This is a genomic window from Aliiglaciecola litoralis (genome assembly GCF_039523355.1).
GTDB lineage: Bacteria > Pseudomonadota > Gammaproteobacteria > Enterobacterales > Alteromonadaceae > Aliiglaciecola > Aliiglaciecola litoralis.
Map to the genome: position 1 here is coordinate 153,589 of NZ_BAAAFD010000004.1, position 22,870 is coordinate 176,458.

The 22,870-nt window shown below is 44.2% G+C and carries 21 protein-coding genes; 9 read left to right on the forward strand and 12 right to left on the reverse strand.

Annotated features, from left to right (window positions below):
- The first annotated feature begins 18 nt into the window (after nucleotides 1–18).
- Entirely contained in the window at nucleotides 19–444 is a 426-nt protein-coding gene (locus tag ABD036_RS09175) for a DUF1353 domain-containing protein (protein WP_343858991.1), read from the forward strand.
- Between the two features lie 122 nt (nucleotides 445–566).
- Nucleotides 567–1,472 (forward strand): EamA family transporter RarD, encoded by a 906-nt coding sequence (gene rarD / locus ABD036_RS09180; RefSeq protein WP_343858993.1) that lies wholly within the window; start codon nucleotides 567–569, stop codon nucleotides 1,470–1,472.
- A gap of 18 nt (nucleotides 1,473–1,490) precedes the next feature.
- On the opposite strand, the gene ABD036_RS09185 is transcribed toward rarD, so the two are convergent.
- The 8 genes from ABD036_RS09185 to lptM form a co-directional block, all read right to left on the reverse strand.
- Complete coding sequence (locus ABD036_RS09185; protein WP_343858995.1) at nucleotides 1,491–2,732, reverse strand: GGDEF domain-containing response regulator; 1,242 nt, start codon at nucleotides 2,730–2,732, stop codon at nucleotides 1,491–1,493.
- A 16-nt stretch (nucleotides 2,733–2,748) separates the two neighbouring features.
- Nucleotides 2,749–4,920: a DNA helicase II gene (gene uvrD / locus ABD036_RS09190; protein WP_343858996.1), complete on the reverse strand. Its 2,172-nt coding sequence runs from the start codon at nucleotides 4,918–4,920 to the stop codon at nucleotides 2,749–2,751.
- A gap of 162 nt (nucleotides 4,921–5,082) precedes the next feature.
- Nucleotides 5,083–5,802 (reverse strand): HAD-IA family hydrolase, encoded by a 720-nt coding sequence (locus ABD036_RS09195; protein ID WP_343858997.1) that lies wholly within the window; start codon nucleotides 5,800–5,802, stop codon nucleotides 5,083–5,085.
- A gap of 75 nt (nucleotides 5,803–5,877) precedes the next feature.
- A complete protein-coding gene (xerC, locus tag ABD036_RS09200; protein WP_343858999.1) occupies nucleotides 5,878–6,774 on the reverse strand; it encodes a tyrosine recombinase XerC in 897 nt (298 codons plus the stop codon).
- A gap of 2 nt (nucleotides 6,775–6,776) precedes the next feature.
- A complete protein-coding gene (locus tag ABD036_RS09205) occupies nucleotides 6,777–7,472 on the reverse strand; it encodes a DUF484 family protein (RefSeq protein WP_343859002.1) in 696 nt (231 codons plus the stop codon).
- Nucleotides 7,469–8,299 carry a diaminopimelate epimerase gene (dapF, locus tag ABD036_RS09210; protein ID WP_343859005.1) on the reverse strand — a complete coding sequence of 277 codons (831 nt, stop codon included), beginning with the start codon at nucleotides 8,297–8,299 and terminating at the stop codon, nucleotides 7,469–7,471. The genes ABD036_RS09205 and dapF overlap by 4 nt, the downstream gene beginning before the upstream one ends.
- Nucleotides 8,300–8,330: 31 nt before the next feature.
- The gene (gene lysA, locus ABD036_RS09215; protein ID WP_343859007.1) at nucleotides 8,331–9,581 is read right to left on the reverse strand and encodes a diaminopimelate decarboxylase; all 1,251 of its coding nucleotides are present in this window, start codon (nucleotides 9,579–9,581) and stop codon (nucleotides 8,331–8,333) included.
- Nucleotides 9,582–9,737, reverse strand: coding sequence for an LPS translocon maturation chaperone LptM (lptM, locus tag ABD036_RS09220; RefSeq protein WP_343859009.1), 156 nt, complete (start codon nucleotides 9,735–9,737; stop codon nucleotides 9,582–9,584).
- A gap of 290 nt (nucleotides 9,738–10,027) precedes the next feature.
- Here lptM and rraA point away from each other — a divergent pair, with 290 nt between their 5' ends.
- Complete coding sequence (rraA, locus tag ABD036_RS09225) at nucleotides 10,028–10,513, forward strand: ribonuclease E activity regulator RraA (RefSeq protein ID WP_343859012.1); 486 nt, start codon at nucleotides 10,028–10,030, stop codon at nucleotides 10,511–10,513.
- Nucleotides 10,514–10,612: 99 nt separating this feature from the next.
- A complete protein-coding gene (locus ABD036_RS09230; protein WP_343859015.1) occupies nucleotides 10,613–10,984 on the forward strand; it encodes a VOC family protein in 372 nt (123 codons plus the stop codon).
- A gap of 77 nt (nucleotides 10,985–11,061) precedes the next feature.
- Here ABD036_RS09230 and ABD036_RS09235 read toward each other — a convergent pair whose 3' ends face one another.
- The 3 genes from ABD036_RS09235 to mpl are packed head-to-tail and all read right to left on the reverse strand — an operon-like array spanning nucleotide 11,062 to nucleotide 13,836.
- A complete protein-coding gene (locus ABD036_RS09235; RefSeq protein WP_343859018.1) occupies nucleotides 11,062–11,850 on the reverse strand; it encodes a S1/P1 nuclease in 789 nt (262 codons plus the stop codon).
- Nucleotides 11,851–11,876: 26 nt separating this feature from the next.
- Nucleotides 11,877–12,491 carry a flavin prenyltransferase UbiX gene (locus ABD036_RS09240; protein ID WP_343859021.1) on the reverse strand — a complete coding sequence of 205 codons (615 nt, stop codon included), beginning with the start codon at nucleotides 12,489–12,491 and terminating at the stop codon, nucleotides 11,877–11,879.
- Entirely contained in the window at nucleotides 12,481–13,836 is a 1,356-nt protein-coding gene (mpl, locus tag ABD036_RS09245; protein ID WP_343859024.1) for a UDP-N-acetylmuramate:L-alanyl-gamma-D-glutamyl-meso-diaminopimelate ligase, read from the reverse strand. The genes ABD036_RS09240 and mpl overlap by 11 nt, the downstream gene beginning before the upstream one ends.
- Nucleotides 13,837–14,102: 266 nt before the next feature.
- Here mpl and ABD036_RS09250 point away from each other — a divergent pair, with 266 nt between their 5' ends.
- Nucleotides 14,103–15,074, forward strand: a complete 972-nt coding sequence (locus ABD036_RS09250; RefSeq protein WP_343859027.1) for a class 1 fructose-bisphosphatase — start codon at nucleotides 14,103–14,105, stop codon at nucleotides 15,072–15,074.
- Between the two features lie 117 nt (nucleotides 15,075–15,191).
- On the opposite strand, the gene ABD036_RS09255 is transcribed toward ABD036_RS09250, so the two are convergent.
- Nucleotides 15,192–17,192: a sodium-translocating pyrophosphatase gene (locus ABD036_RS09255; protein ID WP_343859029.1), complete on the reverse strand. Its 2,001-nt coding sequence runs from the start codon at nucleotides 17,190–17,192 to the stop codon at nucleotides 15,192–15,194.
- A gap of 336 nt (nucleotides 17,193–17,528) precedes the next feature.
- Between ABD036_RS09255 and ppa the strand changes: the two genes are divergently transcribed.
- From ppa to ABD036_RS09275, 4 genes are all read left to right on the forward strand, one after another.
- Entirely contained in the window at nucleotides 17,529–18,077 is a 549-nt protein-coding gene (gene ppa / locus ABD036_RS09260) for an inorganic diphosphatase (RefSeq protein ID WP_343859031.1), read from the forward strand.
- Between the two features lie 313 nt (nucleotides 18,078–18,390).
- Entirely contained in the window at nucleotides 18,391–18,849 is a 459-nt protein-coding gene (locus tag ABD036_RS09265; RefSeq protein ID WP_343859033.1) for a DUF3299 domain-containing protein, read from the forward strand.
- Between the two features lie 148 nt (nucleotides 18,850–18,997).
- Nucleotides 18,998–20,617, forward strand: a complete 1,620-nt coding sequence (locus ABD036_RS09270) for a methyl-accepting chemotaxis protein (RefSeq protein WP_343859035.1) — start codon at nucleotides 18,998–19,000, stop codon at nucleotides 20,615–20,617.
- A gap of 117 nt (nucleotides 20,618–20,734) precedes the next feature.
- Nucleotides 20,735–22,783: a putative bifunctional diguanylate cyclase/phosphodiesterase gene (locus ABD036_RS09275; RefSeq protein ID WP_343859037.1), complete on the forward strand. Its 2,049-nt coding sequence runs from the start codon at nucleotides 20,735–20,737 to the stop codon at nucleotides 22,781–22,783.
- Nucleotides 22,784–22,870: the final 87 nt, after the last annotated feature.

Here is a 22,870-nt window from a genome sequence, read left to right on the forward strand (position 1 = left end):
TGATCAAGGAGCTCTAAAATGACAGACGCCTTCATTCTCTATAAATCCGGATATAAATATCAACTTGACGCGGACTACCGTATCAAGACGTCTATTAAACCCGATAGTGATGTTGTAACCGATTACATTGATTTGGACTTATCTGGGAATCTTACCGTTAAGCGCGGTTATGCATGGGATGGCACTTCTGGTCCCGTGATTGACACAGACGCTAATCTACGTGCCTCTCTAGTACATGACGCGTTTTATCAATTGATGCGTAATCGCAAATTAAAAAGTACGCTGCACAAAGAGTCGGCTGACAAATTATTCCGCAATATGTGTAAACAAGACGGTGTTCCTTCCCCTGTAGCGCAGCTGTATTATTTTGCCTTAGAAAAAATGGGTAAACCTTCTACCGACCCCGCTAACGCTAAAACGATTTGTAGGGCACCGGAGGAATAGCACATTATTTACTGACTTGTGTTATTCAAAGGGCTATAAATTAGTAAACTAACCGCTTGCTTTGGTTGCTTTTTCAGTGAATTTACTCGACACTGCGCTCCTTATTCAAGGGACCTTTTTTCATGTCAGACAAATCTATTAAAGCGGGCATATTGTTGGCGATAGCCGCCTATGGTATGTGGGGCTTTGCACCCATTTATTTCAAATTTTTGATGCAAATACCTGCACCAGAAATACTGGTGCATCGTATTGTCTGGTCAGTGTTAGTGTTGGTGTTTTTGGTGATTGTGTCTGGTCAAGGTCACAAAGTAAAAACCGCACTTGCGAATAATCGAGTACTGCAAATCTTGTTGTTGTCAGGACTGCTCCTGGCGAGTAATTGGCTGTTATTTATCTGGTCAGTCAACAATGATCATGTTTTGGATGCCAGTCTGGGCTATTACATCAATCCGTTGCTAAATGTGTTTTTAGGCCGCGTATTCCTGGCTGAAAGATTGCGCAGGTTGCAAAAAGCGGCGGTCGGATTAGCCGTATTTGGCGTAAGCGTACTAGTGATTTCCTACGGTGAAGTGCCTTGGATTGCGCTGGCTTTGGCCGTTAGTTTTGGACTTTATGGTTTGTTACGCAAACAGGTGGCGGTAGATTCATTGCCGGGATTGTTAATCGAAACCGTGATGATGCTGCCGTTTGCCATTATCTATTGGGTATTCTTTGCTACCGAGTTTAGCAACATGTTGAGCAACTCTGTGTCGCTGAATTTACTGTTAGTGGGGGCGGGTATAGTGACGACAGCTCCGCTTCTGTGTTTTACAGCAGCTGCACGCCGCATCCGTTATTCAACTTTAGGATTTTTCCAATATATAGGCCCCAGCATCATGTTCATTTTAGCGGTATTTGTCTACGATGAACCGTTGCATGAGGCACGTCTAGTTACGTTTGGATTTGTGTGGTTGGCACTGATACTGTTTAGTTTCGATTCATACCGTGCGTTCTCAAAGCAGCGCAAATTGACCAAAGCAGCGCTGTAAAATCACTTACAAGTGAAGTTAACTGTCGCCTACGACTTGATTGCGTCCACCGGCCTTGGCTGCATACAAGTGTTGGTCGGCAATGCTAAGCATCGATTCTATGGTTCTATTTTGTTTATTGGTCACACCAATACTCAATGTGCATGAATGTCGAATGGTTTTGCTCTTAATCACTTTCTTGCTGATATCTTCACGGAAGTCGTTGAGCAATTTGATCGCATGTTCATGCTCGATATTTGGCAGGAAAATACAAAATTCTTCCCCTCCAAAACGCGACACATGGAAGCGTGAAAAATGGCGCATTATCATTCTCGCCACTTCTTTGAGTACCACATCACCATAGTCGTGACCGAAGGTGTCGTTAATATTCTTAAAATTATCTAAATCCATTAATGCCAGAGACATGCAGCCCAAGCCTCGACGTATGGTGTTGCTGACTTGGTTGAAAAAATGGCGTCGATTTGGCAGGCCAGTAAGATAATCTGAATTCGCAGCTTGACGAATGGCTTCTATTTGCTCGATGTATTCGACGTTTTGCACGATGCGACAAAAAAACTCTTCATGACAATAGGGACGATTGAGATAGTCGTTGGCGCCGCTTTTAATGAAGCTAGCGAGCAGGGATGCACTGCGATTTGATGACACGCCTATGATGCTTAACTGGTCCTTGTCGTACAATTTACGAGTTTCCGCAACTAACTGTACACCGGTCATGTCAGGTAAGGTTTCATCGGTGATCATCAGTTTAATATCTGGATGATCATGTAAAAGTTCGAGGCTTTGTTGCGCATTAGCAGCGTTGTAAGTAATGAAGTTATGGCGCGACAGCAGCGATGACATCTTGCTGCGACTGGAGCGTGAGCCATCTACGACTAACACACCAATGTGCTTATTTTTCTCTAACCGGGCGAGCAGTCGCGTGAGGTATTCAAACATTTGCGCATTTTGTTTGGGAATGTAGTCAACGACTTGCTTGGACAGGATGTGATCACGTACTTCTTTGTTAATTCTACTGGTGATAACGACGGCAGGAATAAAGGCCTCTATGGCATAGTCTATCGCTTGGCCATTAGGAGCATCAGGCAGGGTATAATCGATAACCGCACATAAATAAGCCTCTGGAGAGGTGCTCTCGAAAATAACCTTTGCTTCTGCCAAGGTGCTGGCGGTCACTACATCAAGATTAGCCTTACCAATAACACGCTTTAGCACGCGCATGCTGGCTTCGTTATCTTCAATGAGAAGTACTTTAAACTTCATAAATAAGGATACGCCTTTAGATTTTCTCTAATTTTGCATATGCCAACATTAGCCACTTTGTACCGAAGTTGTCAAAGTTAACTTCAACGCGCGCGTGCTCGCCACTGCCTTCATAGTTAAGTACAGTGCCTTCAAGAAATTTTGTATGATTGACCCGCTGGCCTAATTGGAATCCAGTGGATTCAAATGCCATATGTGATGTGGCTGGTTGAAAACGATTTTGTACAGGTCGCGTGATAGCGGTGCGTAAGCGCACTTCTTCGACACACTCTGAGGGGATTTCTTTGAGAAAACGAGAAGGTGTATGGTATTTATCCTGACCATACAACCTGCGGTTCTCAGCGTAGGTCATATACAGTTTTTCCATGGCGCGGGTCATACCAACATAACAAAGACGGCGCTCTTCTTCTAACCGACCTGGCTCTTCGTTGCTCATTTGACTCGGGAACATGCCTTCTTCGACGCCAGCTAAGAACACCAGTGGAAATTCCAATCCTTTAGCTGAATGTATGGTCATCATTTGTACCGCGTCTTGATGCGCATCGGCTTGTGCTTCGCCAGCCTCCAAAGAAGCGTGTGCCAAAAAGGCCGACATCGGTGACATATTTTCGGCTTCAGCAGGCGCTTCGAATTGCTTGCAAGCGGTAACAAGCTCCTCTAAGTTTTCGATTCTGGCCTGTGCCTTCTCACCTTTTTCAGCCTGATACATGGCAAACAAACCGGAATGTTTTATCACGTGATCTGCTTGTTTTTCTAATGGCAGTTCGCGAATATCGCTCTGCATCTTCAATATCAGCTCGACGAAATTTTGTAATGCCGATGCCGCGCGGCCAGAGAGGCGTTTTTCTGCCAACATTGTCTGCGTGGCTTGCCACATCGATAACTCCGCACCGCGGGCGGCTTCTCGAATGATACCGAGTGTTTTATCACCTATTCCACGGGTCGGTGTATTCACTATGCGCTCAAACGCGGCATCGTCAATGGGTTGGTTAATAAGCCTTAAATAAGCCAGAGCATCTCGAATTTCTTGGCGCTCGAAGAATCGTAGTCCGCCGTAGATACGATAAGCCAAAGATTCTTGTAACAAGGCTTCTTCTAGTACCCGTGATTGCGCGTTGTTACGATATAAAATGGCGCAATCAGAAAGTGCATCGCCTTTGTCTGACCATTCTTTGATACGGGCAACAATAAAACGTGCTTCGTCCAATTCATTGTAACCAGCATACAAAGAAATCGCTTCGCCCTCGGCATCTTCGGTCCACAAGTTTTTGCCTAAACGCCCTTGATTGTTATCTATAACCGCATTGGCCGCTTTCAGAATATTACCGGTTGAGCGGTAATTTTGCTCAAGTCGAACGGTACTGGCGGCTGGGAAGTCCCTTAAGAAATGTTGGATATTTTCGACGTTAGCTCCTCGCCAACCGTAGATAGACTGATCATCGTCACCGACGATCATCATGTTGTTTTCAGGGCTGCTGCTGAGCATTCTAAGCCACGCATATTGAATATTGTTGGTGTCTTGAAACTCGTCCACCAATATTGTCCTGAACCTGCGTTGGTAATGCTTCAGGATCTCCGGATTATTCAACCAAAGTTCATGGGCACGCAGCAGTAATTCCGCAAAATCAACCAAGCCTGAGCGATCACAGGTTTGCTGATAAGCTTGATAAATATCCTTCATGGTTTGCTTGGTGGGATCACCTTGGGTATCGATATGCTGCGGTCTTAATCCCTCGTCTTTATTACCGTTGATGTACCATTGAATTGATTTAGGTTGCCAATTTTTTTCATCCAAATTGAGCGATTTAATCACCCGCCTAACCAATCTGTACTGATCATCAGAATCGAGAATTTGAAAGTTTTGCGGTAATTTAGCTTCAGTATAATGAGTGCGTAGTAAACGATGTGCGAGCCCGTGGAAGGTGCCAATCCACATGGTTTGCAATGCTGAGCCCATCAATCGCTCAACTCGACCGCGCATTTCACGCGCCGCTTTGTTAGTAAAGGTCACTGCCAAAATGCTAAACGGAGCGATTTTTTCGACTTCCATTAACCAGGCCATGCGATGCACCAGTACGCGGGTTTTTCCACTCCCGGCACCTGCCAATACCAACATGTCTGAGGCTGGCGCAGCGACAGCCGCACGCTGTTTATCGTTAAGCTGGTCTAAAAGTCGTGATACATCCATAAGGGCAATTCAAGAAAATAAAATTTGCCACAGTATACCAGTTATACTGTGTTTTTATACACTCAAATTGACCGGCTGGGCGAGCAAACTAGACTTTTGCTGCTTAGACTCAAATGGCGACAACGGCATTGGCAATAACCGAAATGCTGGGCACAAGTCGAATTAACCGACTAATTTCTTTAAATCCGTTAGCTCAGTGAGTTTTACATGAGGAAGAACAGTTATTCTTTCATGGTTAATGTGCATTTTTCGATTGCAGGCATACCACGCACTTTGCATACCCGCCGCAATGGCGCCCATCACATCTTTTTCTAAATTATCACCAACATGGAGTACCTGTTTATGCGGAATGCCTAATATAGTTGCTGCACGGTCAAACATCATGGGATGGGGTTTCATCGGTTGCTGCAAGCTGGCTTTCAAACAATGTGTAAAATAATCTGCAATGCCGATCTGTTGTAAATTCACATTCCCGTTAGTGATTGCGATCAAAGGGACTTTTTCAGCCAGTTCTGCCAATAAAGAACATATAGTCTTATTCACTTGAAAGTTGCTGCGTTGGTAATAAAAATAGTCAAAACAGTCGGATACTGCTTTCTTCAATGCTTGATCTTGATAGCCACATTGCTGTAACCCTGAATGCAAGGTTCTGCGTCTGAGTTCACCCATATCAGAGGCAAGTTCAGGCGTATCCTGCAAGTGCCGCCGCTTGACAGAACGCCAATCTGCAGGCTGCATTTTTTGCGTTTGTGGATAGTGTTCCCTCAAATACGTTTGGAGCTGCTGTTCTGCCGTGATCATCAAGCTGTGGTTTTCATAAAGCGTATCATCAAGATCAAAGCTTATTGCTTTGATGGTCGACATGGCTCGAAAAAAATTCATTAAGGAATACCTATTCTTAATTATACAATTGTATTTTATACGGTTTACAACGGGTAAAGATTATAACAAAAAGGCTTACTTGTGTTTTTTGGCTCTAGGATGGGCCGAATCATAGACTTTAGCCAGATGCTGAAAGTCCAAATGCGTATACACCTGAGTCGTTGATAGGTTTGCGTGTCCTAGTAGCTCTTGTACAGCACGTAAATCACCGCTTGATTCTAACATATGGGTCGCATAAGAATGACGCAATTTATGTGGATTTACCTTTTTATCGAGCTGCTGATATTTGGCCCATAGCTGCATGCGCTTAGCGATTTGACGGTGGCTAATACGCCGTTTGTGCATGCTGACAAAAACCGCTTTTTCATTCATTGGAGGCGATAGAAGAACGCGCTGCTTTAACCATTTCTTCAGCCACAAAAGGGCGGTTTTACCGACCGGTAAAATACGTTCTTTGCGTCCTTTACCAATTACCCTAATTTGGCCATTGGACATCACATCCTGTAAGTTTAACCCTGCTAATTCAGCTAGTCGTAAACCACAACCATAGGTTAGCTCCATCATAGCGCGATCACGAACGGCCAGCGGGGAGTCTTGGTCCATTTCCATCAGTTGATTAATTTCATCTACATTGAGATGTTTGGGCAAAGGTTTGCCAATTTTTGGAGTTTGTACTGTTTTGGCCGGATTACTTTCCAGGACATCTTGGCCCACCAAAAAGTGGCAGAAGGTGCGCAAGGCAGAGAGACGCATGGCAATTGATCGAGGTGCCAAGTTCTGACGGCGCGCGTGGCTAAGGGCTTTTTTAACCTGAACACTGGTGAGTTCTTGCCAATTGTTTAATTCAAGTTGCTCACAGACAGTCGCCAATTGGCGGCGATAATTTTCCAAGGTCTTTGGTGATAGGTTACGTTCGTATTGTAAAAAGCCGATGAATTTATCCAGCCATCGTTCACAGGCTGGTGAGATCATAGCTAATAACCTGCCAAATTCGGCAACAGTATATTTAAAAACTGCTGCAACTGCGTGATCAACAGTGTATCCATGTCAGGATTAAAATGACCGCCGTCACGACTACCCACTGCTAGAATGCCCAGTTCACCTTTGTCACCAAGCAGCATTAAGGCTACCGATTCAACATTGGTATTGCCGAATAATAGTTGCTTTTCGTGTTGGCTGAGTCGACCAAAGAAAAAGCACTCTTTTTTAAAGCGCTTTTCGATGAACAGTTTACGCTGGATCTCTGGCAGGGCATGTGCGCCTGTAAACGACTTGAGTGTTACCGCTGACATTTTCAGCTTGTGACACATAATGTCTTCTAACAGATCCTGTACTTCAGTGAAAAAGCGACAGGTCAATAACTGCACGTTTAAATCAGCGTAAATACGATAGATTTCTTCGTTTTGTTTAGCAATTGAAATCAGTTGATTGAGTTTATGCGACAACGCGCGATTCTTTTTGCGCAATTGGTCACTTTGCAACTCAACTAAGGAAACACTGCCTTTTTGCTGGTGAGGGATGGTTAGCCTTTCCGCTAATTCTGGGTACACAGCAAAAAAATCAGGGTTTTGTTCCAAGTAGTCTATTACGTCTTTTGCACTGACGTCCGCTACTTCATTGTAATCAGTCAACATATCCCTATTTGCCTGTTGTTGTAAGGTTTCACTCATATTATGAGGGTTCCATCAAAAATATGCTCTGCCGGTCCGGTCATTTTTAGTACGCTATCCTTGCCTTGCCAGCGTACCTTTAAAGAGCCGCCAGGTAAATCCACTTGAACATCTTGGCCTAGTTTACCTTGAATTTGACCAATTGCCACTGCCGCGCATGCACCGCTTCCACACGCCAATGTTTCACCAGCACCGCGCTCGTATACACGCAGTTTAATATGGCTGTCATTGATAACTTGCATGAAGCCCACGTTTACCCCTTCAGGAAAGCGCTCATGGCGTTCAAGTAAGGGCCCAATATTAGCAACATCGGCAGTGAGCACGTCATCTACTTCCATCACACAATGGGGATTTCCCATCGATACCGCCCCTAACATCAGGGTTTTGTCCTCAGCACGGACAATGTAAGTGCCTTCTTCTTTGTTGGCTTTTAACGGAATTTTACTCGGTTCAAAAATGGGTTTGCCCATATTGACAGTCACAGAGCCGTCTTTTTCTAAGTACAACACCATTTTGCCCGCTTTGGTGCTCACTATGACTTTATTGCGGTTGGTGAGGCCTTTAATTTTGACAAATTTAGCAAAACATCGTGCGCCGTTACCGCACTGAGATACCTCAGTACCATCAGCATTGAAGATACGATAATGAAAATCTTGCTCAGGATCATATGGCGGTTCGACCAATAGCATCTGATCGAAACCAATGCCGAAATTCCGATCGGCTAGTTGTTGTATTTTATCCTTCGAAAAAAACACATTCTGAGTCACATTATCGATGACGATAAAGTCATTTCCCAGGCCGTGCATTTTAGAAAATTGAATTTGCATTGTGACTACTTAACGTTATGTTACTGCTATATTACGTAACTTTATGCTCACCTTTCCAGAGGTCTTTTAATATTTCTCGTTCTCTGACTAAATGAATTTGATTTTTGTCGACCATTATCTCAGCGGGTCGGCAGCGGCTATTGTAGTTTGATGCCATTACAAAGCCATAAGCACCAGCGCTTCTCACTGCAAGCAAATCGTCAGGCGAAATCACTAATTCGCGATCTTTACCAAGAAAATCACCGGTTTCACAGATGGGGCCAACCACATCATAAAGGGCTTTTGTTTTACTACTAGTTTGAGAAACCGGAATAATATTCATCCAAGCTGAGTAAAGTGCGGGACGGATCAGGTCGTTCATAGCTGCGTCGACAATTGCAAAATTCTTCTCTTCCCCCCGTTTAATAAACTCGACTTTGGTTACTAATATTCCCGCATTTGCCATAATCGCGCGACCTGGCTCAAAAATAAGTTTGAGTTCAGGGCGAGAGTGCATGCGCGTCATTAATGCTTCAACATATTTATCAGGGTGAGGGGGCTGTTCGTCTTTATAGGAAACCCCAAGTCCACCACCTACATCTAGGTGAGAAATGACAATACCGCTGTTGGCCAGTTCATCTATTAGCAAAAGCAATCTATCTAAGGCGTCAACGAAAGGCTCAATATCGGTTAATTGCGAACCAATATGACAATCCATTCCTTTAATTTCAAGATTCGGGAAGCTGGCGGCCAGTTTATAGATTGCAATGGCACTTTCACGGGGAATGCCAAATTTATTCGCTTTCAGACCGGTAGATATATAGGGGTGAGTTTTTGCATCAACGTCGGGGTTGACCCGAATCGAAATGGGCGCTTGAACATCGAGTTTTTGCGCAACCTTATTAATCCGTTCCAGTTCAGGCGCAGATTCAACATTGAAGCACAATATTTGATGACGAAGGGCTAGCTCAATTTCGTGTTCGGTTTTACCGACACCAGAGAACACCACCTTACGGGGATCACCACCTGCCTCAAGCACTCGCGATAACTCCCCACCTGAGACAATGTCAAAACCAGAGCCGAGTTTTGCCATCACCGATAAAACGCCTAGATTAGAATTGGCTTTTACTGCATAACATATTAAATGGTCGTGCTTGCCTGCTGCGTTGTTAAACGCATGCCAATGGCGTTCGATGGTTGCGCGAGAATATACATAACAAGGTGTACCAAATTGACTGGCAATTTCGGCAACCGCGACATTTTCGGCGTAAAGTGCATCGTCTTTATATTGAAAATGATCCAATTACTGTTGCTCCTCAGTCTGAGATTTTACCTGCTCTACGTTAGCGTCGTTTTGTGCTTCAGGTAGCGTCAGATCGCCTTTAACACCACAGCCACTGATTAATACTGAACTGAGTAACAAAATAGGTAGATATTTCATGATTTTTATTGGTTTCAATGCCAATGTCACTTAACGGATATAGATGCCCCTATCATCTCACCAAAAACAGAAAAAACAACCCGCAATTCACTTCCGTTAACGTGATTTTTGTGGATCTAGCTAATTTCTAAGATCGTTGTAAAGATGATGTAATTGAACTAAATGCTAACTACCAATACAAACTTTAACCTGACGTAGTCTAAGTTCCATGGTTATAGCCTGTTAACGTGCAGATTCTCGGCTAGTGTTTTACAAAGTTGGCGCTTAGCACTACCATTAAACTTCAATCTTTAGCTGTGGACGAACCAATGGAATACAACACCTCAGAATTATGTGATTTGTTTGCCGACAGTGTCGATGTCGTCGACCCTCTTTTTGTTAATTATGGTGGCCGATTATCTTATGGCGGAGAAATTTCCACCGTTAAATGTCACGAAGATAAAGGCCTAATTGACAAAGTGCTCTCACAACCGGGCAAGGGGAAAGTGTTATTGATTGATGGCGGTGGCTCTACTCGTCGGGCATTAATTGACCTCGATACTGCGCAGATTGCTCTGGAAAATGATTGGGAAGGCATTGTTTGCTATGGCAGTGTGCGTGAAGTCGATCAATTAGAGGAACTAGATATTGGTATCCATGCGGTGGCATCTATTCCAGTCAATGCCGCCTTTGAACAGGTTGGCGAAGTCGACGTAGCGGTTAATTTTGGTGGTGTGACATTTTTGCCCGAAGACCACCTTTATGCCGATAGTACCGGCATAATATTGTCACCTGAACCATTAGATATTGATTAGCCGTAACTACAGTCGCGACTTAATCACGCATTTTTAAGATTACGGATTGGTTGTGATCAATCAATTAATGCCGTTTATACGGCACATAAGGAAAACGCGATGAAGATGAATCCCGTTGGCTGGTTTGAAATCTACGTTGATGATATGCAACGCGCAAAGGCGTTTTATGAGGGCGTATTCTCTTATAGTTTGGATCAGCTACCTGGGCCTGACATAGAAATGTGGGCGTTCCCAGGCGATCATGCACTGACTGGCTCGTCAGGCGCATTAGTTAAAATGACGGGCTTTGCTGCTGGCGGTAACAGCACATTGGTGTATTTTAACTGTGAAGACTGCGCAACAGAGGAAGCCAGAGTTGAACAGTTCGGCGGACGTATTCAACGATCGAAAATGTCCATCGGTGAGTATGGCTTCATCAGCTTGGCAATTGACACCGAGGGCAATATCTTTGGGCTACACTCGGCTAAGTAGCACCGGTTGATTTGTTTCATGACAACACCAAGCCTCTTCATCTCGGTGTTGTCAGTAGTTTAGACGTTAACTAACCCTTACAACACTTCATTCAAATAGGCAGCCATTCGCACACCAGCTTGTTGCAGGCGCTGTTTGATCGTTGCGATATGTTGATATTGATAGTCATAAGTCAGTTTTGGCTCTTCAGGATAAATGCCATCGCGTATAATAATACTTTCTTTTATCCAAGTTTTTGGATCCGTGGTACGCCATTCACTGGCCATCTGAGGGGTGATTTTCTGACTCAGCCATTTTGTTAATTCAGTATAAGATAAATTCTGGTTATCAATGATTCCGCTATCCCAAACTCGATGCAAGTTTGACGGTTGCCAGAAAAATTCTACTTTTACATCGTTACCACCTCGGTCTGTGCCGTTGCCAGAATGCAATGGCTGGTGTAAATCGCCAATCAGATGCACAATAAATAGTAGCGCAATGCGTTTTTCTTCAACTGTTGCTTTTGGATCTTTAAGAGTTTCAGTAGAGGACGTTAGTGCAGTATAGGCGTCACCCTCTTTAGGGGCGTGCTTGTCGAGACTATATTCATTTCCCTCAGGTACAGTGACAAAGTGCCACGTCCATGTCTGTTGCCAGAATTCAGACGGATTAGAAAGCTCACTATCTGCTTGTGTGGAAAGCTCCGCAAGGGATTGATTGGGAAATAATGCGGCAATTTTTTCACGGGTATCAGCATCCAAATATAGCTCTGCAATTTCGCCCGTGACGCGATGGCCAATTTGCCCCCAAGCCAAGGCTTGGCTCGAAGAGGTAACGAGTAACGCAGCTGCAGATAGCTGAAGCAATTGCTTAAAACGTGTGTTCATAGGTGGTTTCTCAACTTATTCATTGGTTATTTTTGATATCCCCAACGCGGCATCAGTTTCTGATCTATTTCAAGATGATCGAGTATGCGTGCAACCACGAAATCGACTAGATCTTCGATGCGTTGGGGTTGATGATAAAAGCCCGGAGCGGCAGGCATGACGGTTGCTCCTACTTGCGATAATTTCAGCATGTTTTCTAAATGGATTGTAGAAAGCGGCATTTCCCTTGGTACTAGAATCAATTGGCCGCGCTCCTTTAGCACCACATCGGCGCCTCGCTCAATCAGATTGTCACTTTTGCCGGTCGCAATGGCCGATAAAGTGCCAGTGGAGCAGGGGCAAATCACCATTTTTTTAGGCGCAGCCGAGCCGGATGCCACTGGTGAAAACCATTCGTCGCGACCAAACACTTTGATCTGGTCCGGCTTGGCGTTGTAGCGCTCGATAAAAAATTCTGCACAGGCTTGTGGTTGTGCAGGGAGCTTTAAATCTTGTTCAGTTGCAAATACCACTTTAGCCGCCGATGAAATTAATAAAAATACCTGATAATCCGCCGCTACTAAGGTTTCTAGCAAACGTAAACCGTAGGGAGCGCCAGAGGCGCCAGTGAAAGCAAGGGTGATGGTATTGTTAAATCTCATAGTTTCTCAGTTTTTCAATCAGCTTGTCGTGAATGCCACCGAATCCACCGTTACTCATGATCACCACATGATCATTGGGTTTTAATGTGGTGGCTAAAGAGTTAACAATATCATTTATATCGTTAAACACCTGAGTCGGTACGTCACTGTTGGCAATAAGTTCATTCAACGACCAGTTTAGATTGTTTGGCTGAAACAACAATACCGCATCGGCAGATTGCCAAGATTGCGCCAGCGTATGCTGGTGGACGCCCAATTTCATGGTCGCCGAGCGTGGCTCGAAAACCGCAAATATGCGTGCTGGGCCCACCTTATTTCGTAAACCTTGTAAGGTTGTCTTGATGGCTGTGGGGTGGTGAGCAAAGTCGTCGTAAACATGAATATCATTGATTACGCCACGCAGCTCCATGCGCCGTTTGGCATTGACAAACTGACTGAGTGCTTCGATTGCTAATGCTGGTTGAACCCCTGCATGCCGCGCGGCAGCAACGGCCATCAACGCATTATCGACATTATGTTGACCGATTAAATTCCAGCTTAGTCGCTGGCAAAGCTTATCGTCACAGTAAATATCAAATGCACTGCCATCTGCGGTTTGATTGCGCGCTTGCCATTTTTCGCCCGTGCGCTGGACTTCACTCCAACAGCCCATCTGCAACACCTGCTCAATATTTTCGTTTTGAGTAGGCACTAATGCCAAACCGTTGGACGGCAATATCCGCATCAAATGATGAAACTGCTTTTGGATAGCGGCTAAATCGTCAAAGATATCGGCATGGTCAAATTCAAGGTTGTTAATGATCAACGTGCGAGGATGATAGTGGACGAATTTAGACCGCTTATCGAAAAAAGCACAATCATATTCGTCGGCCTCAATCACAAAAAACGGGGACTCCCCCAAGCGCGCTGAAATGCCAAAGTTCTCTGGAATGCCACCAATTAAAAAACCTGGATTGAGTCCTGCGTATTCTAATATCCAAGCAATCATGCTGGATGTCGAGGTTTTACCATGAGTGCCCGATGCGGCAATCACCCAGCGTTGTTTTAATACATGTTCTGATAACCACTGGGGGCCACTGGTGTAATTAAGGTTGCGCTCAAGAATATATTCAACGCAAGGGTTGCCCCGTGACATTGCATTGCCAACGATTACTATATCGGGTTCAGGAGACAACTGCGCTGGCTCAAATCCTTGGGTTAACTCAATGCCAAGTGCTTCAAGTTGTGTGCTCATTGGCGGATACACATTGGCATCCGAACCTGTCACTTTGTGACCCATAGATTTAGCTATCGCTGCGATCCCACCCATAAAGGTGCCACAGATCCCAAGAATATGAATATGCATAATGATGATATTTAGGAAAAACTGGCGCTAGAGTAGCAGACTAATAAGCAGCAATAAATAATTGAAAACAGTACTTAAGCTGCTGTCAGCCTATAGTGAGTAAAAGCAATCCTCGACAATTATCTAGATCTGATGGTACGACAAGCTTGTTTTAGCTGAGTTTTGTATCTAACACAGGTACAATCATTTAGGCGCACTACAATAACAACAATACGCGCACACAATAACCGTACCCAAACTCATGAACAATATAGGTTTTTGTTAGAATGAAACGACTCAATTCTCAATTGCAAGAAGACGGCGCTCCAATGGAGCTAATTTTGCTGATCCGTACACTACTCGCGGGCTGCAAGGAAATATCTTTTCGGGTTAGTCAAGGTGCATTAGCGGGTGTACTTGGTTCGCTGTTAAGTGAAAACGTTCAAGGAGAAACGCAAAAAAAGCTAGACGTGATTTCTAATCAGATCCTCAAAGACATTCTTAAAGAATCGGGTTACGTAAAGGCGATTTCTTCGGAAGAGGAAGATGACGTTGTCGGTTGCCACCCAGAAGGCAAGTATTTGGTCAGTTTCGATCCTCTCGATGGCTCTTCCAACACGGATATCAACAGTCTTATTGGTACTATCTTTTCGATTACCCACGCTCCGCAATGGATGGAGCCAGATGATCCCTCGGCATTCTTACAACCCGGCACCCAAATTGTTGCCGCCGGTTATGTGCTTTATGGGCCATCAACCATGTTGGCAATGAGCACCGGCCGCGGAACCCATTTATATACTTTGGATAAAACCCACGGCGGCTTCCTGCTTACTAAGCCCAATATTACGGTGCCAGAACAAACAAAAGAGTTTGCTATTAATAGCTCCAACCAACGTCACTGGGAAGAGCCAATGCAAAAATACGTCACTGATTTGTTATTGGGTGATGAAGGCCCTCGTGGTAAGAACTTTAATATGCGCTGGGTTGGCGCCATGGTCGGTGATATTCATCGCGTATTGTCTCGCGGTGGCATCTTTGCCTATCCATTTGATCAACGTAACCCAAAAATTCCCGGCAAATTGCGTTTGTTGTACGAAGCTAACCCAATGTCATTTTTGATTGAACAGGCCGGTGGGGCAGCTAGCACAGGCGATACCCGTATTTTGGAAGTCATGCCGCGTGAGATTCACCAGCGTGTACCGGTCATAATGGGGTCAAAAGAAGAAGTTGAAACTTGTATGAGTTACTACGAAAAATAAAGCTCCACTCATTATCCAGAACGGCATCTGGCCTTAGTTATAACGTACATTAGAAAAGCCGCTCGATTCAACTCGAGCGGCTTTTTATTTGCTTACAATAAATTGACGGTAACTAGGTTACAAACTCAACAGAGGTGCAATAACTAAACTCACAATCGCCATTACGTTAATGAGGATATTCATCGCAGGTCCCGAGGTATCTTTGAACGGGTCACCCACAGTATCACCCACTACAACAGCGGCGTGAACATCTGAGCCTTTACCGCCTAAGTTACCTTTTTCAACGTACTTCTTGGCGTTATCCCAAGCACCACCGGCATTTGCCATCATCAGCGCAAGCAACACACAGCCCAGCAATGCGCCACCAAGCATACCGCCTAGCGCATGCGCGCCTAAACCAAAACCAACAATAGGCGGTACGGCTACTGCAATGGCGCCGGGTAAGATCATTTTCTTGAGCGCTGCGGCAGTCGCAATGTCTACACAGCGTCCAGTGTCGGGATCGGCAGTGCCTTCCATCAAACCATCGATTTCCTTGAACTGACGACGAATTTCTTGGATCATTTCAAAGGCTGCATCGCCCACGGCTGTCATGGTAATAGAGGCAATCAAGAACGGCAGCAAACCGCCTATAAATAAACCAATAAGCACCATGGGTTCACCTAGATGCAGGGTGAAGTTATCAAACTTCAACGATAAGGTTTCAACAAAGGCTGCAATAATTGCCAGTGCCGCTAGTGCTGCCGCACCAATGGCAAAGCCTTTACCGATGGCCGCAGTAGTATTACCCAATTCATCCAGTGAATCGGTGATCTCGCGGGTTTCTTTACCTAAACCACCCATTTCGGCGATACCGCCTGCATTATCTGCAACTGGACCATAGGCATCGATCGCCATGGTAATACCCACAGTTGCCAACATACCCACAGCGGCAATGCCAACACCGTACAGACCAGATAACTGGGTTGATACATAAATGATGCCGCAAATTGTCAATACGGGGATGACCACTGATTGCATTCCCACTGATAATCCAGTGATCATGACAGTCGCAGCGCCTGTTTCACCCGCTTTAGCAATTTTACGTATAGGAGCCGCAGCGGTGTAATATTCGGTGACTAGCCCAATGATAATGCCACCCACAGCGCCTGAAATGACCGACCACCAAACATGGTTATTAACGTCTAGGTACTGGATGACAAAATAAGCAGCAGCAATAAATATCACCGCAGCGCCCATGGTTCCGGCGCGCAACGCGACCTCTGGTTTTGATGAAGACATCATTTTAACTAAGATGATACCTGCCACCGAACACAGTAGTCCGGTAGATGCCAGCGCCAATGGTAAGAACATTAGGGCTTCTTTGCTGCCCAACATGCTTACTGCCATGGTTGATGCGATGGCGATGGTGGCAATCATCGAGCCACAATATGACTCGAAAATATCTGAACCCATACCTGCCACATCACCGACATTATCACCGACGTTATCGGCGATAACACCTGGATTACGCGGATCATCTTCAGGAATACCGGCTTCTATCTTGCCAACTAAATCTGCTCCTACATCGGCGCTTTTGGTGAAAATACCGCCGCCCACACGAGAGAATAAGGCGACTATTGATGCACCCATACCGAAACCGTGAATAGCGTGTGCAGTTTCAGGATCGCCACCGAAGAACCAATACAAGCTACCTAAGCCTAGCAAGCCCATTGATGCAACACATAATCCCATCACAGAGCCACCTAAGAAGGCTACCGATAACGCTTCAGGTGCACCTTTATCATGGGCTGCTTGCGTGGTACGCACGTTGGCTTTGGTCGCGGTGAACATACCAATGTAGCCCGCCACCGCAGAACACAGAGCTCCGGCCGTAAATGCGATGGTTGTTTGTGTGCCTAGCGAGAAAAATAATGCGATACCAACCACCAGTGCAAACATAAATAGCATTTTATATTCGCGATGCATGAACACCATGGCACCGAGGTGGATCATATCGGCGATTTTCGCGATTTTCGGATTGCTAACGGGATACTTCTTAATAACAAAGTAGATGATTAACGCAAAGACTAGGCCCAAAATGCCTAATGCGGGTGGAATGTAGAATAGTTCGGTCATAATTTCCCCAAGCGAGTTGCTATGACACAAAGTACGACAGCATCAGGCGATATTATTTTGTTTATGTCACCTGAACGCGCTTTGCGATGTTTTTGTCGAGTATCTCGGCCAACCCAGCGAGCAAGATTGAATCTGATACCTCATTGTTTTATTAACATATTTTTTACATCTAAGAGAGACTATAACGACCTTAGGTACAAAAATTCAAGCATTTGATGATTAATTTACGATATTCCTTAAAAACTCAGTGATTACCGCTAGGTATCGATTTCATCTTTGCCGTGAAGTCTTTATAATTCAGCACATTCCCGTTAATTACATTTTATAGGTATTACTATGAGCTTAAATGCCGTACCCGCAGGAAAAAACCTGCCTGACGAAATCAATGTGATCATTGAAATTCCCGCCCATGCTGACCCAGTGAAGTATGAAGTGGATAAAGATTCCGGTGCTATTTTTGTCGACCGTTTCATGGCGACCTGCATGCACTACCCAACTAATTATGGTTATGTGCCTCATACCCTATCTTTAGATGGTGACCCTGTTGATGTATTGGTATTGACGCCTTTTCCTTTAATGGCCGGTTGTGTTATTCGCTGTCGTCCTGTTGGCGTGCTGAAAATGACTGACGAGTCGGGTGAAGATGCAAAAGTCTTGGCGGTACCTGCAGACAAACTTTCGACTATCTATCGCGGTATTTCGGAAATAGACCAAGTGCCTGAACTGACCAAACAGCAAATTGAACATTTCTTTAAGCACTACAAAGATTTGGAACCTAATAAATGGGTTAAAATTGAAGGTTGGGGTGATAGTAAAGACGCTAAAGCTGAAATCACAGACAGTGTAACGCGTTACGAACAAGCTGAAGATAAACCTGCGTTTTAAAATGCGCGTAAAAGTCTGAAGTAAATAAAGGGGCTAACACTAAGTTTAGCCCCTTTTGTTTTGGCCTATGCGATGCCAAAACCAAGAGCCTATCTCGATGCGAATCGCATCAATACGAGACAATGCCTAGGTTTCTACGAGCGTTATGGTGTAAAAGTTCAGTGTCGAACATAGCATATGGGCCAAGGTGCACACCGGCCCAAATAAAATATAATGGCGTATACTCAAGTCAGAACTTATCTTGTTGGCTTGCCAATAGCCTTAGTTAAGTTGCAATAGGGCGTCTTATACTGGTTATAAGGAAATGATTTTTATGCGATTTTTACTCGTGTTATTAACGGTTTTAAGCATCAATGTATTTGCTGAACCAAAAGAAGTGTTTTGGGAGGATCTGATCCCCGAGGGCTATGTACCGCCATCTGTGTCAATTGAACATGGTTTCGAAATGGCCCAACAAAACCTTGATGCACCAGTGGTGACTAAATTCAATAATATGCAGGTAAAAATACCTGGGTTTGTAGTACCGCTTGAAGGTGACCAGGACACCATCACCGAATTTCTATTAGTCCCTTTTTTTGGGGCCTGTATTCATGTGCCGCCACCACCTCCAAATCAAATTGTCTACGTGAAGATTTCTGAGGGTGTGCCGATATTAAGCTTATCCGATGTCGTCTGGGTAGTAGGGACACTTACTACAGATGGCTGGACGGGCGATTTGGCTAGTGTTGGTTATACCTTAAAAGGTGAAAAAATCTTGCCTTATGATGGCTGATTGACTGATTAACGGCTAATTTGTTGCGGGAATTTTAAGCGTTTTCTTTTTAACTGTTTAATTTTAGCTATACTCGAAGACAGCATGGGCTTAAAACTCTATACAATTCAAAGGCCTTTTGGCCATTAAGACCTCACAAGGTGTACTGATGAATTTTCTCTCTAAAATGTCGATAGCAAAAAAGATGTTCCTCATTCCCATTATCGGAACATTGGGTTTTATGATTTATCTGGCAATTAGCACCGGCTTTGCCTTGAATAACGTAGCCCTTTTAGACAACGCCAGTAGCGTACAATTTCCGGCTTTAAGAGCGTCGAGTAGTGCACTGGTCAATATGCAAAAAGTAAAGGACACTTTAAGCAGTGCAGTGACCACCGGTGACGAAGAGGCACTTTCATCAGCTACTGCTTATGCCGCAGAAACCCGAGCACTATTAAGCCAAATTAAGTTGCTTGATCCAGAATTGAGCGATGAAGCCAATAATATTCTAAACAACTTTAATGCCTATTACGATCTCGCCTTTGATGTATCGCGATCAATGATTAACAACACAGCTGACTATTCCAAGTTAGGCGAATTGTCGACTAAGATGAACAATAATTATGATATGTCGACCAACGCGCTCACTGCCTTTGAAAATGCTCGATTAGAGGAATTTAAAGGGGCAATTGCAAAAGCAGATTCTAATGCCAGTCGTGCTATTTGGGTTGGCGTTATCATGGGCGTTATTACTACCGTTTTGCTGTTTGCCACGGCAATTCCAATCGTTAAAGGGATCAGAGACAGTATTGTTAAAGTGGTAGAATCTTTAAAAGATATCGCCCAAGAAGATGGCGATCTTACGGTTAGAATTCAGACCAACAATGAAGACGAAGTCGGTGATTTAGTACATTGGTTCAATCAGTTTATGCAGAAATTGCAAGGTGTCGTCAAAGACATCGTAAATGCATCATTGCCGTTATCAGAACTGGCGCAAAATCTCAATCAGTTAACCGATGACACCAATAAGACAATCGTGGTGCAACAAACCGCAGCTAATCAAGCCAAGCAAGCAGTCGATAATATGACCAACAGCGTATCCGCGGTAGCAACTAGCGCAGCAGAAGCTGCTAAAGCTGCGGGTGATGCTTCCAGTGCCGCAAGCGATGGACAATCAGTGGTTAACCACACTGTAAGTAGCATTCAGCAGTTAGCAGCAAATGTGCAAGAAACGGCAGAAGTTATCCGAAAACTGGAGTCTGATTCGAATCAAGTAGGTGTTGTCTTAGATGTAATAAAAGGCATCGCCGAACAAACAAACTTATTGGCGTTAAATGCGGCTATTGAGGCCGCTCGAGCGGGAGAGCAAGGACGAGGTTTCGCTGTCGTAGCAGATGAAGTAAGAACCCTAGCGTCACGAACTCAACAATCAACAGAAGAAATTCAATCGACTATAGAACAATTGCAAGGGGCGGCGCGTTCTGCTGTGAGTGTTATGGCAAAGGGCACAGAGCAGGCAACTGAAAGTGTTGATACTGCCAACGAGGCTGGCGCAAGCCTTGATGTGATTACCCAAACCATCAATAAAATTACCGCAATGAATGATCAAATTGCCGCCTCTACGGGGGAGCAACAAAAAGTAGCAGATACCATTTCTTCCAATGTAGATGAAATCCATGATCGCACTGCGGAGACTTCTTCGAGCTCTGGCAAGTTAGCATCAGTCAGTGCTGAGTTAGCACAATTAGCTCAACACTTAGAAGCTATCACCAAGCAGTTTAAAGTATAAATTGCTGTTACATTCTTGGGCTGGTTAGACTAGACTTGATGCCAGTAATGCTAATTAATTGAGAGCTGACTACTTGTCACTAAGTTGTAACCTTACGAAACCATACAGGCTACCGGCGTGTTAAAAACGATTAAAACGCCTCTTACCGTTTTGACCATACTCGCTATTTTGTGCGTCAGTGTATTCACGATTGTCATTTCCATCAAAGAACACGAAAACCTGTATCGAGAGTCTGTGACTAAAGACTTAGACGGATTATCAGAAAATTTGTCTAATGATCTTGTTACCCTGATTGCAAACGAAACCAGTGATTTTGAATTACTAACGGTACTGTTGCGTTTAGACCGCTACGCTAACGTAAAGTATGCTGGTGTATACGCTGAGCAAGGGACTAAATTAACCAGTTATATCGGCAATGCCCAAGGTGATTTGGGGGGCTGGGAAAAGCTAACCTTAACTCAGCTTCGCGATAAATATCCCCTGGGCATGAGTATCGATAAGGCCAATTTAATCGCCTTTAAAGTGATAGGAGATAAGCGACTGCCGCAAGGTTACTTGTTGATTGTTAATGATTTAGACAAACCATTATCGATAAGCAAACGTAACATGCTGGTTAATATTCTGCCTTTGGTGCTGATCGCCGTTTTCGTTTCTTTATTGTTAACTTATCTATTGCTGAATAAGCTGCTAAAGCCACTTATTCAGTTATCCCATTTTGCCAATTCGGTCAGAAAAACAAAAGACTATAGTTTACGTCCAGAAAGCAAAGGCTATTTCGAGATCGCCAAGCTGACTGCCAATATCGAAGCGATGATGGACACCACCAGTGAGCAATTGGAGAAGAACAAAGAATACACCAGACAACTGCTTGATCAGCAAAAGGCAATGGAAAGGTTAGCAAACTTTGACAGTTTAACTGGCTTACCAAACCGACAATTTTTTGTAGAAACCCTTAGGGTCGAATTAGCTCGCGCGAAACGCGAAAAATCCGACGTTGCACTACTATTTTTTGATCTCGACGGGTTTAAAAACATTAATGATTCGTTCGGTCATGAAGTGGGTGATAAATTGCTGGTACAGGTTGGACAGAAAGTAAGGGGTTACTTACGAGATGGAGATGTTATTTCACGATTAGGCGGTGATGAGTTTTTGGTGTTATTGCACAATAACCCGGATCAATATGTATTGGCCAATATCGCCGACCGAATTATAAACGGACTCAAAGACAGTTTTGAAATTGACGAATGGAAACTCTCTGTGGGCGCAAGTATTGGTATTGCCAGAGCCAGCGAATCTAACTTCAATTTGAGTGAGTTTATTAGCAACGCCGATCTCGCCATGTACCGTTCCAAATTAGAAGGCCGAGGTAAGTACACCGTGTTTGTCGGATCTATGATGGAAGATGCCAAACGCAAAATGCAGATAGCCGGAGCCATAGAAGATGCGATTCGAAACAACCACTTTAAAGTCTATTACCAGCCGAAAGTGAATGCTGATGGTCATACTATGGGCTATGAAGCATTGATCCGCTGGATAGACGAAGACCTTGGGTTCGTTTCACCCGCTGAGTTTATTCCAATTGCAGAGCAAAGCGGGAAAATTTCGGCAATCACATCATGGGTGATGACACGCGTGTTTACCGAGTTACCGGATTTCGTAAAGGAGAATCCGAACATCAAAGTGTCAATGAACCTGTCTGCTATTGATATTAAAAACAAATCATTGTTTACAGAAATTCAGACCAAGATGTCGCAATACCAAGTTGCTGCTGAGAATATCGAATTCGAAGTGACTGAATCCGCGTATTTAGAAAATTTTGAACAGGCCAATCAAGTTTTCAGTAACTTACAGAAAATGGGATGCACTATCGCATTAGACGACTTTGGTACGGGCTACTCGTCATTGGCTTACCTTACCCAAATTAGCCTAGATACGTTGAAAATTGACAAGCAATTTGTTGATAACTTGGGGCATTCCGATAGCAGCACGTTAATTACCTCAGCCATTATTGATATGGCTAACCGTTTAGAGCTTCAAATTTGTGCAGAGGGGGTGGAAACACGTGAACAAGCTGACTTCTTAATTTCCCAAGGCTGCCAACAACTGCAAGGGTACTTTTTCGGAAGACCTGCTCCCCTTGAAGACGTGCTGTCAAAATATAATTGATCTTGCCCAATGAAATTCTTTAGTAAACCGCAATTAGTTGAGAGGTTGTAGGCAAACTCTTAACCATCTATCTACCAAAACGCTTTA

What these genes read in the sequence shown, in the direction of transcription:
- ABD036_RS09175 (WP_343858991.1), top strand. Translation starts at nt 19, where the DNA reads ATGACAGACGCCTTCATTCTCTATAAATCCGGATATAAATATCAACTT.
- rarD (WP_343858993.1), top strand. Translation starts at nt 567, where the DNA reads ATGTCAGACAAATCTATTAAAGCGGGCATATTGTTGGCGATAGCCGCC.
- ABD036_RS09185 (WP_343858995.1), bottom strand. Translation starts at nt 2,732, where the DNA reads ATGAAGTTTAAAGTACTTCTCATTGAAGATAACGAAGCCAGCATGCGC.
- uvrD (WP_343858996.1), bottom strand. Translation starts at nt 4,920, where the DNA reads ATGGATGTATCACGACTTTTAGACCAGCTTAACGATAAACAGCGTGCG.
- ABD036_RS09195 (WP_343858997.1), bottom strand. Translation starts at nt 5,802, where the DNA reads ATGAATTTTTTTCGAGCCATGTCGACCATCAAAGCAATAAGCTTTGAT.
- xerC (WP_343858999.1), bottom strand. Translation starts at nt 6,774, where the DNA reads ATGATCTCACCAGCCTGTGAACGATGGCTGGATAAATTCATCGGCTTT.
- ABD036_RS09205 (WP_343859002.1), bottom strand. Translation starts at nt 7,472, where the DNA reads ATGAGTGAAACCTTACAACAACAGGCAAATAGGGATATGTTGACTGAT.
- dapF (WP_343859005.1), bottom strand. Translation starts at nt 8,299, where the DNA reads ATGCAAATTCAATTTTCTAAAATGCACGGCCTGGGAAATGACTTTATC.
- rraA (WP_343859012.1), top strand. Translation starts at nt 10,028, where the DNA reads ATGGAATACAACACCTCAGAATTATGTGATTTGTTTGCCGACAGTGTC.
- ABD036_RS09230 (WP_343859015.1), top strand. Translation starts at nt 10,613, where the DNA reads ATGAAGATGAATCCCGTTGGCTGGTTTGAAATCTACGTTGATGATATG.
- ABD036_RS09235 (WP_343859018.1), bottom strand. Translation starts at nt 11,850, where the DNA reads ATGAACACACGTTTTAAGCAATTGCTTCAGCTATCTGCAGCTGCGTTA.
- ABD036_RS09240 (WP_343859021.1), bottom strand. Translation starts at nt 12,491, where the DNA reads ATGAGATTTAACAATACCATCACCCTTGCTTTCACTGGCGCCTCTGGC.
- mpl (WP_343859024.1), bottom strand. Translation starts at nt 13,836, where the DNA reads ATGCATATTCATATTCTTGGGATCTGTGGCACCTTTATGGGTGGGATC.
- ABD036_RS09250 (WP_343859027.1), top strand. Translation starts at nt 14,103, where the DNA reads ATGAAACGACTCAATTCTCAATTGCAAGAAGACGGCGCTCCAATGGAG.
- ABD036_RS09255 (WP_343859029.1), bottom strand. Translation starts at nt 17,192, where the DNA reads ATGACCGAACTATTCTACATTCCACCCGCATTAGGCATTTTGGGCCTA.
- ppa (WP_343859031.1), top strand. Translation starts at nt 17,529, where the DNA reads ATGAGCTTAAATGCCGTACCCGCAGGAAAAAACCTGCCTGACGAAATC.
- ABD036_RS09265 (WP_343859033.1), top strand. Translation starts at nt 18,391, where the DNA reads ATGCGATTTTTACTCGTGTTATTAACGGTTTTAAGCATCAATGTATTT.
- ABD036_RS09270 (WP_343859035.1), top strand. Translation starts at nt 18,998, where the DNA reads ATGAATTTTCTCTCTAAAATGTCGATAGCAAAAAAGATGTTCCTCATT.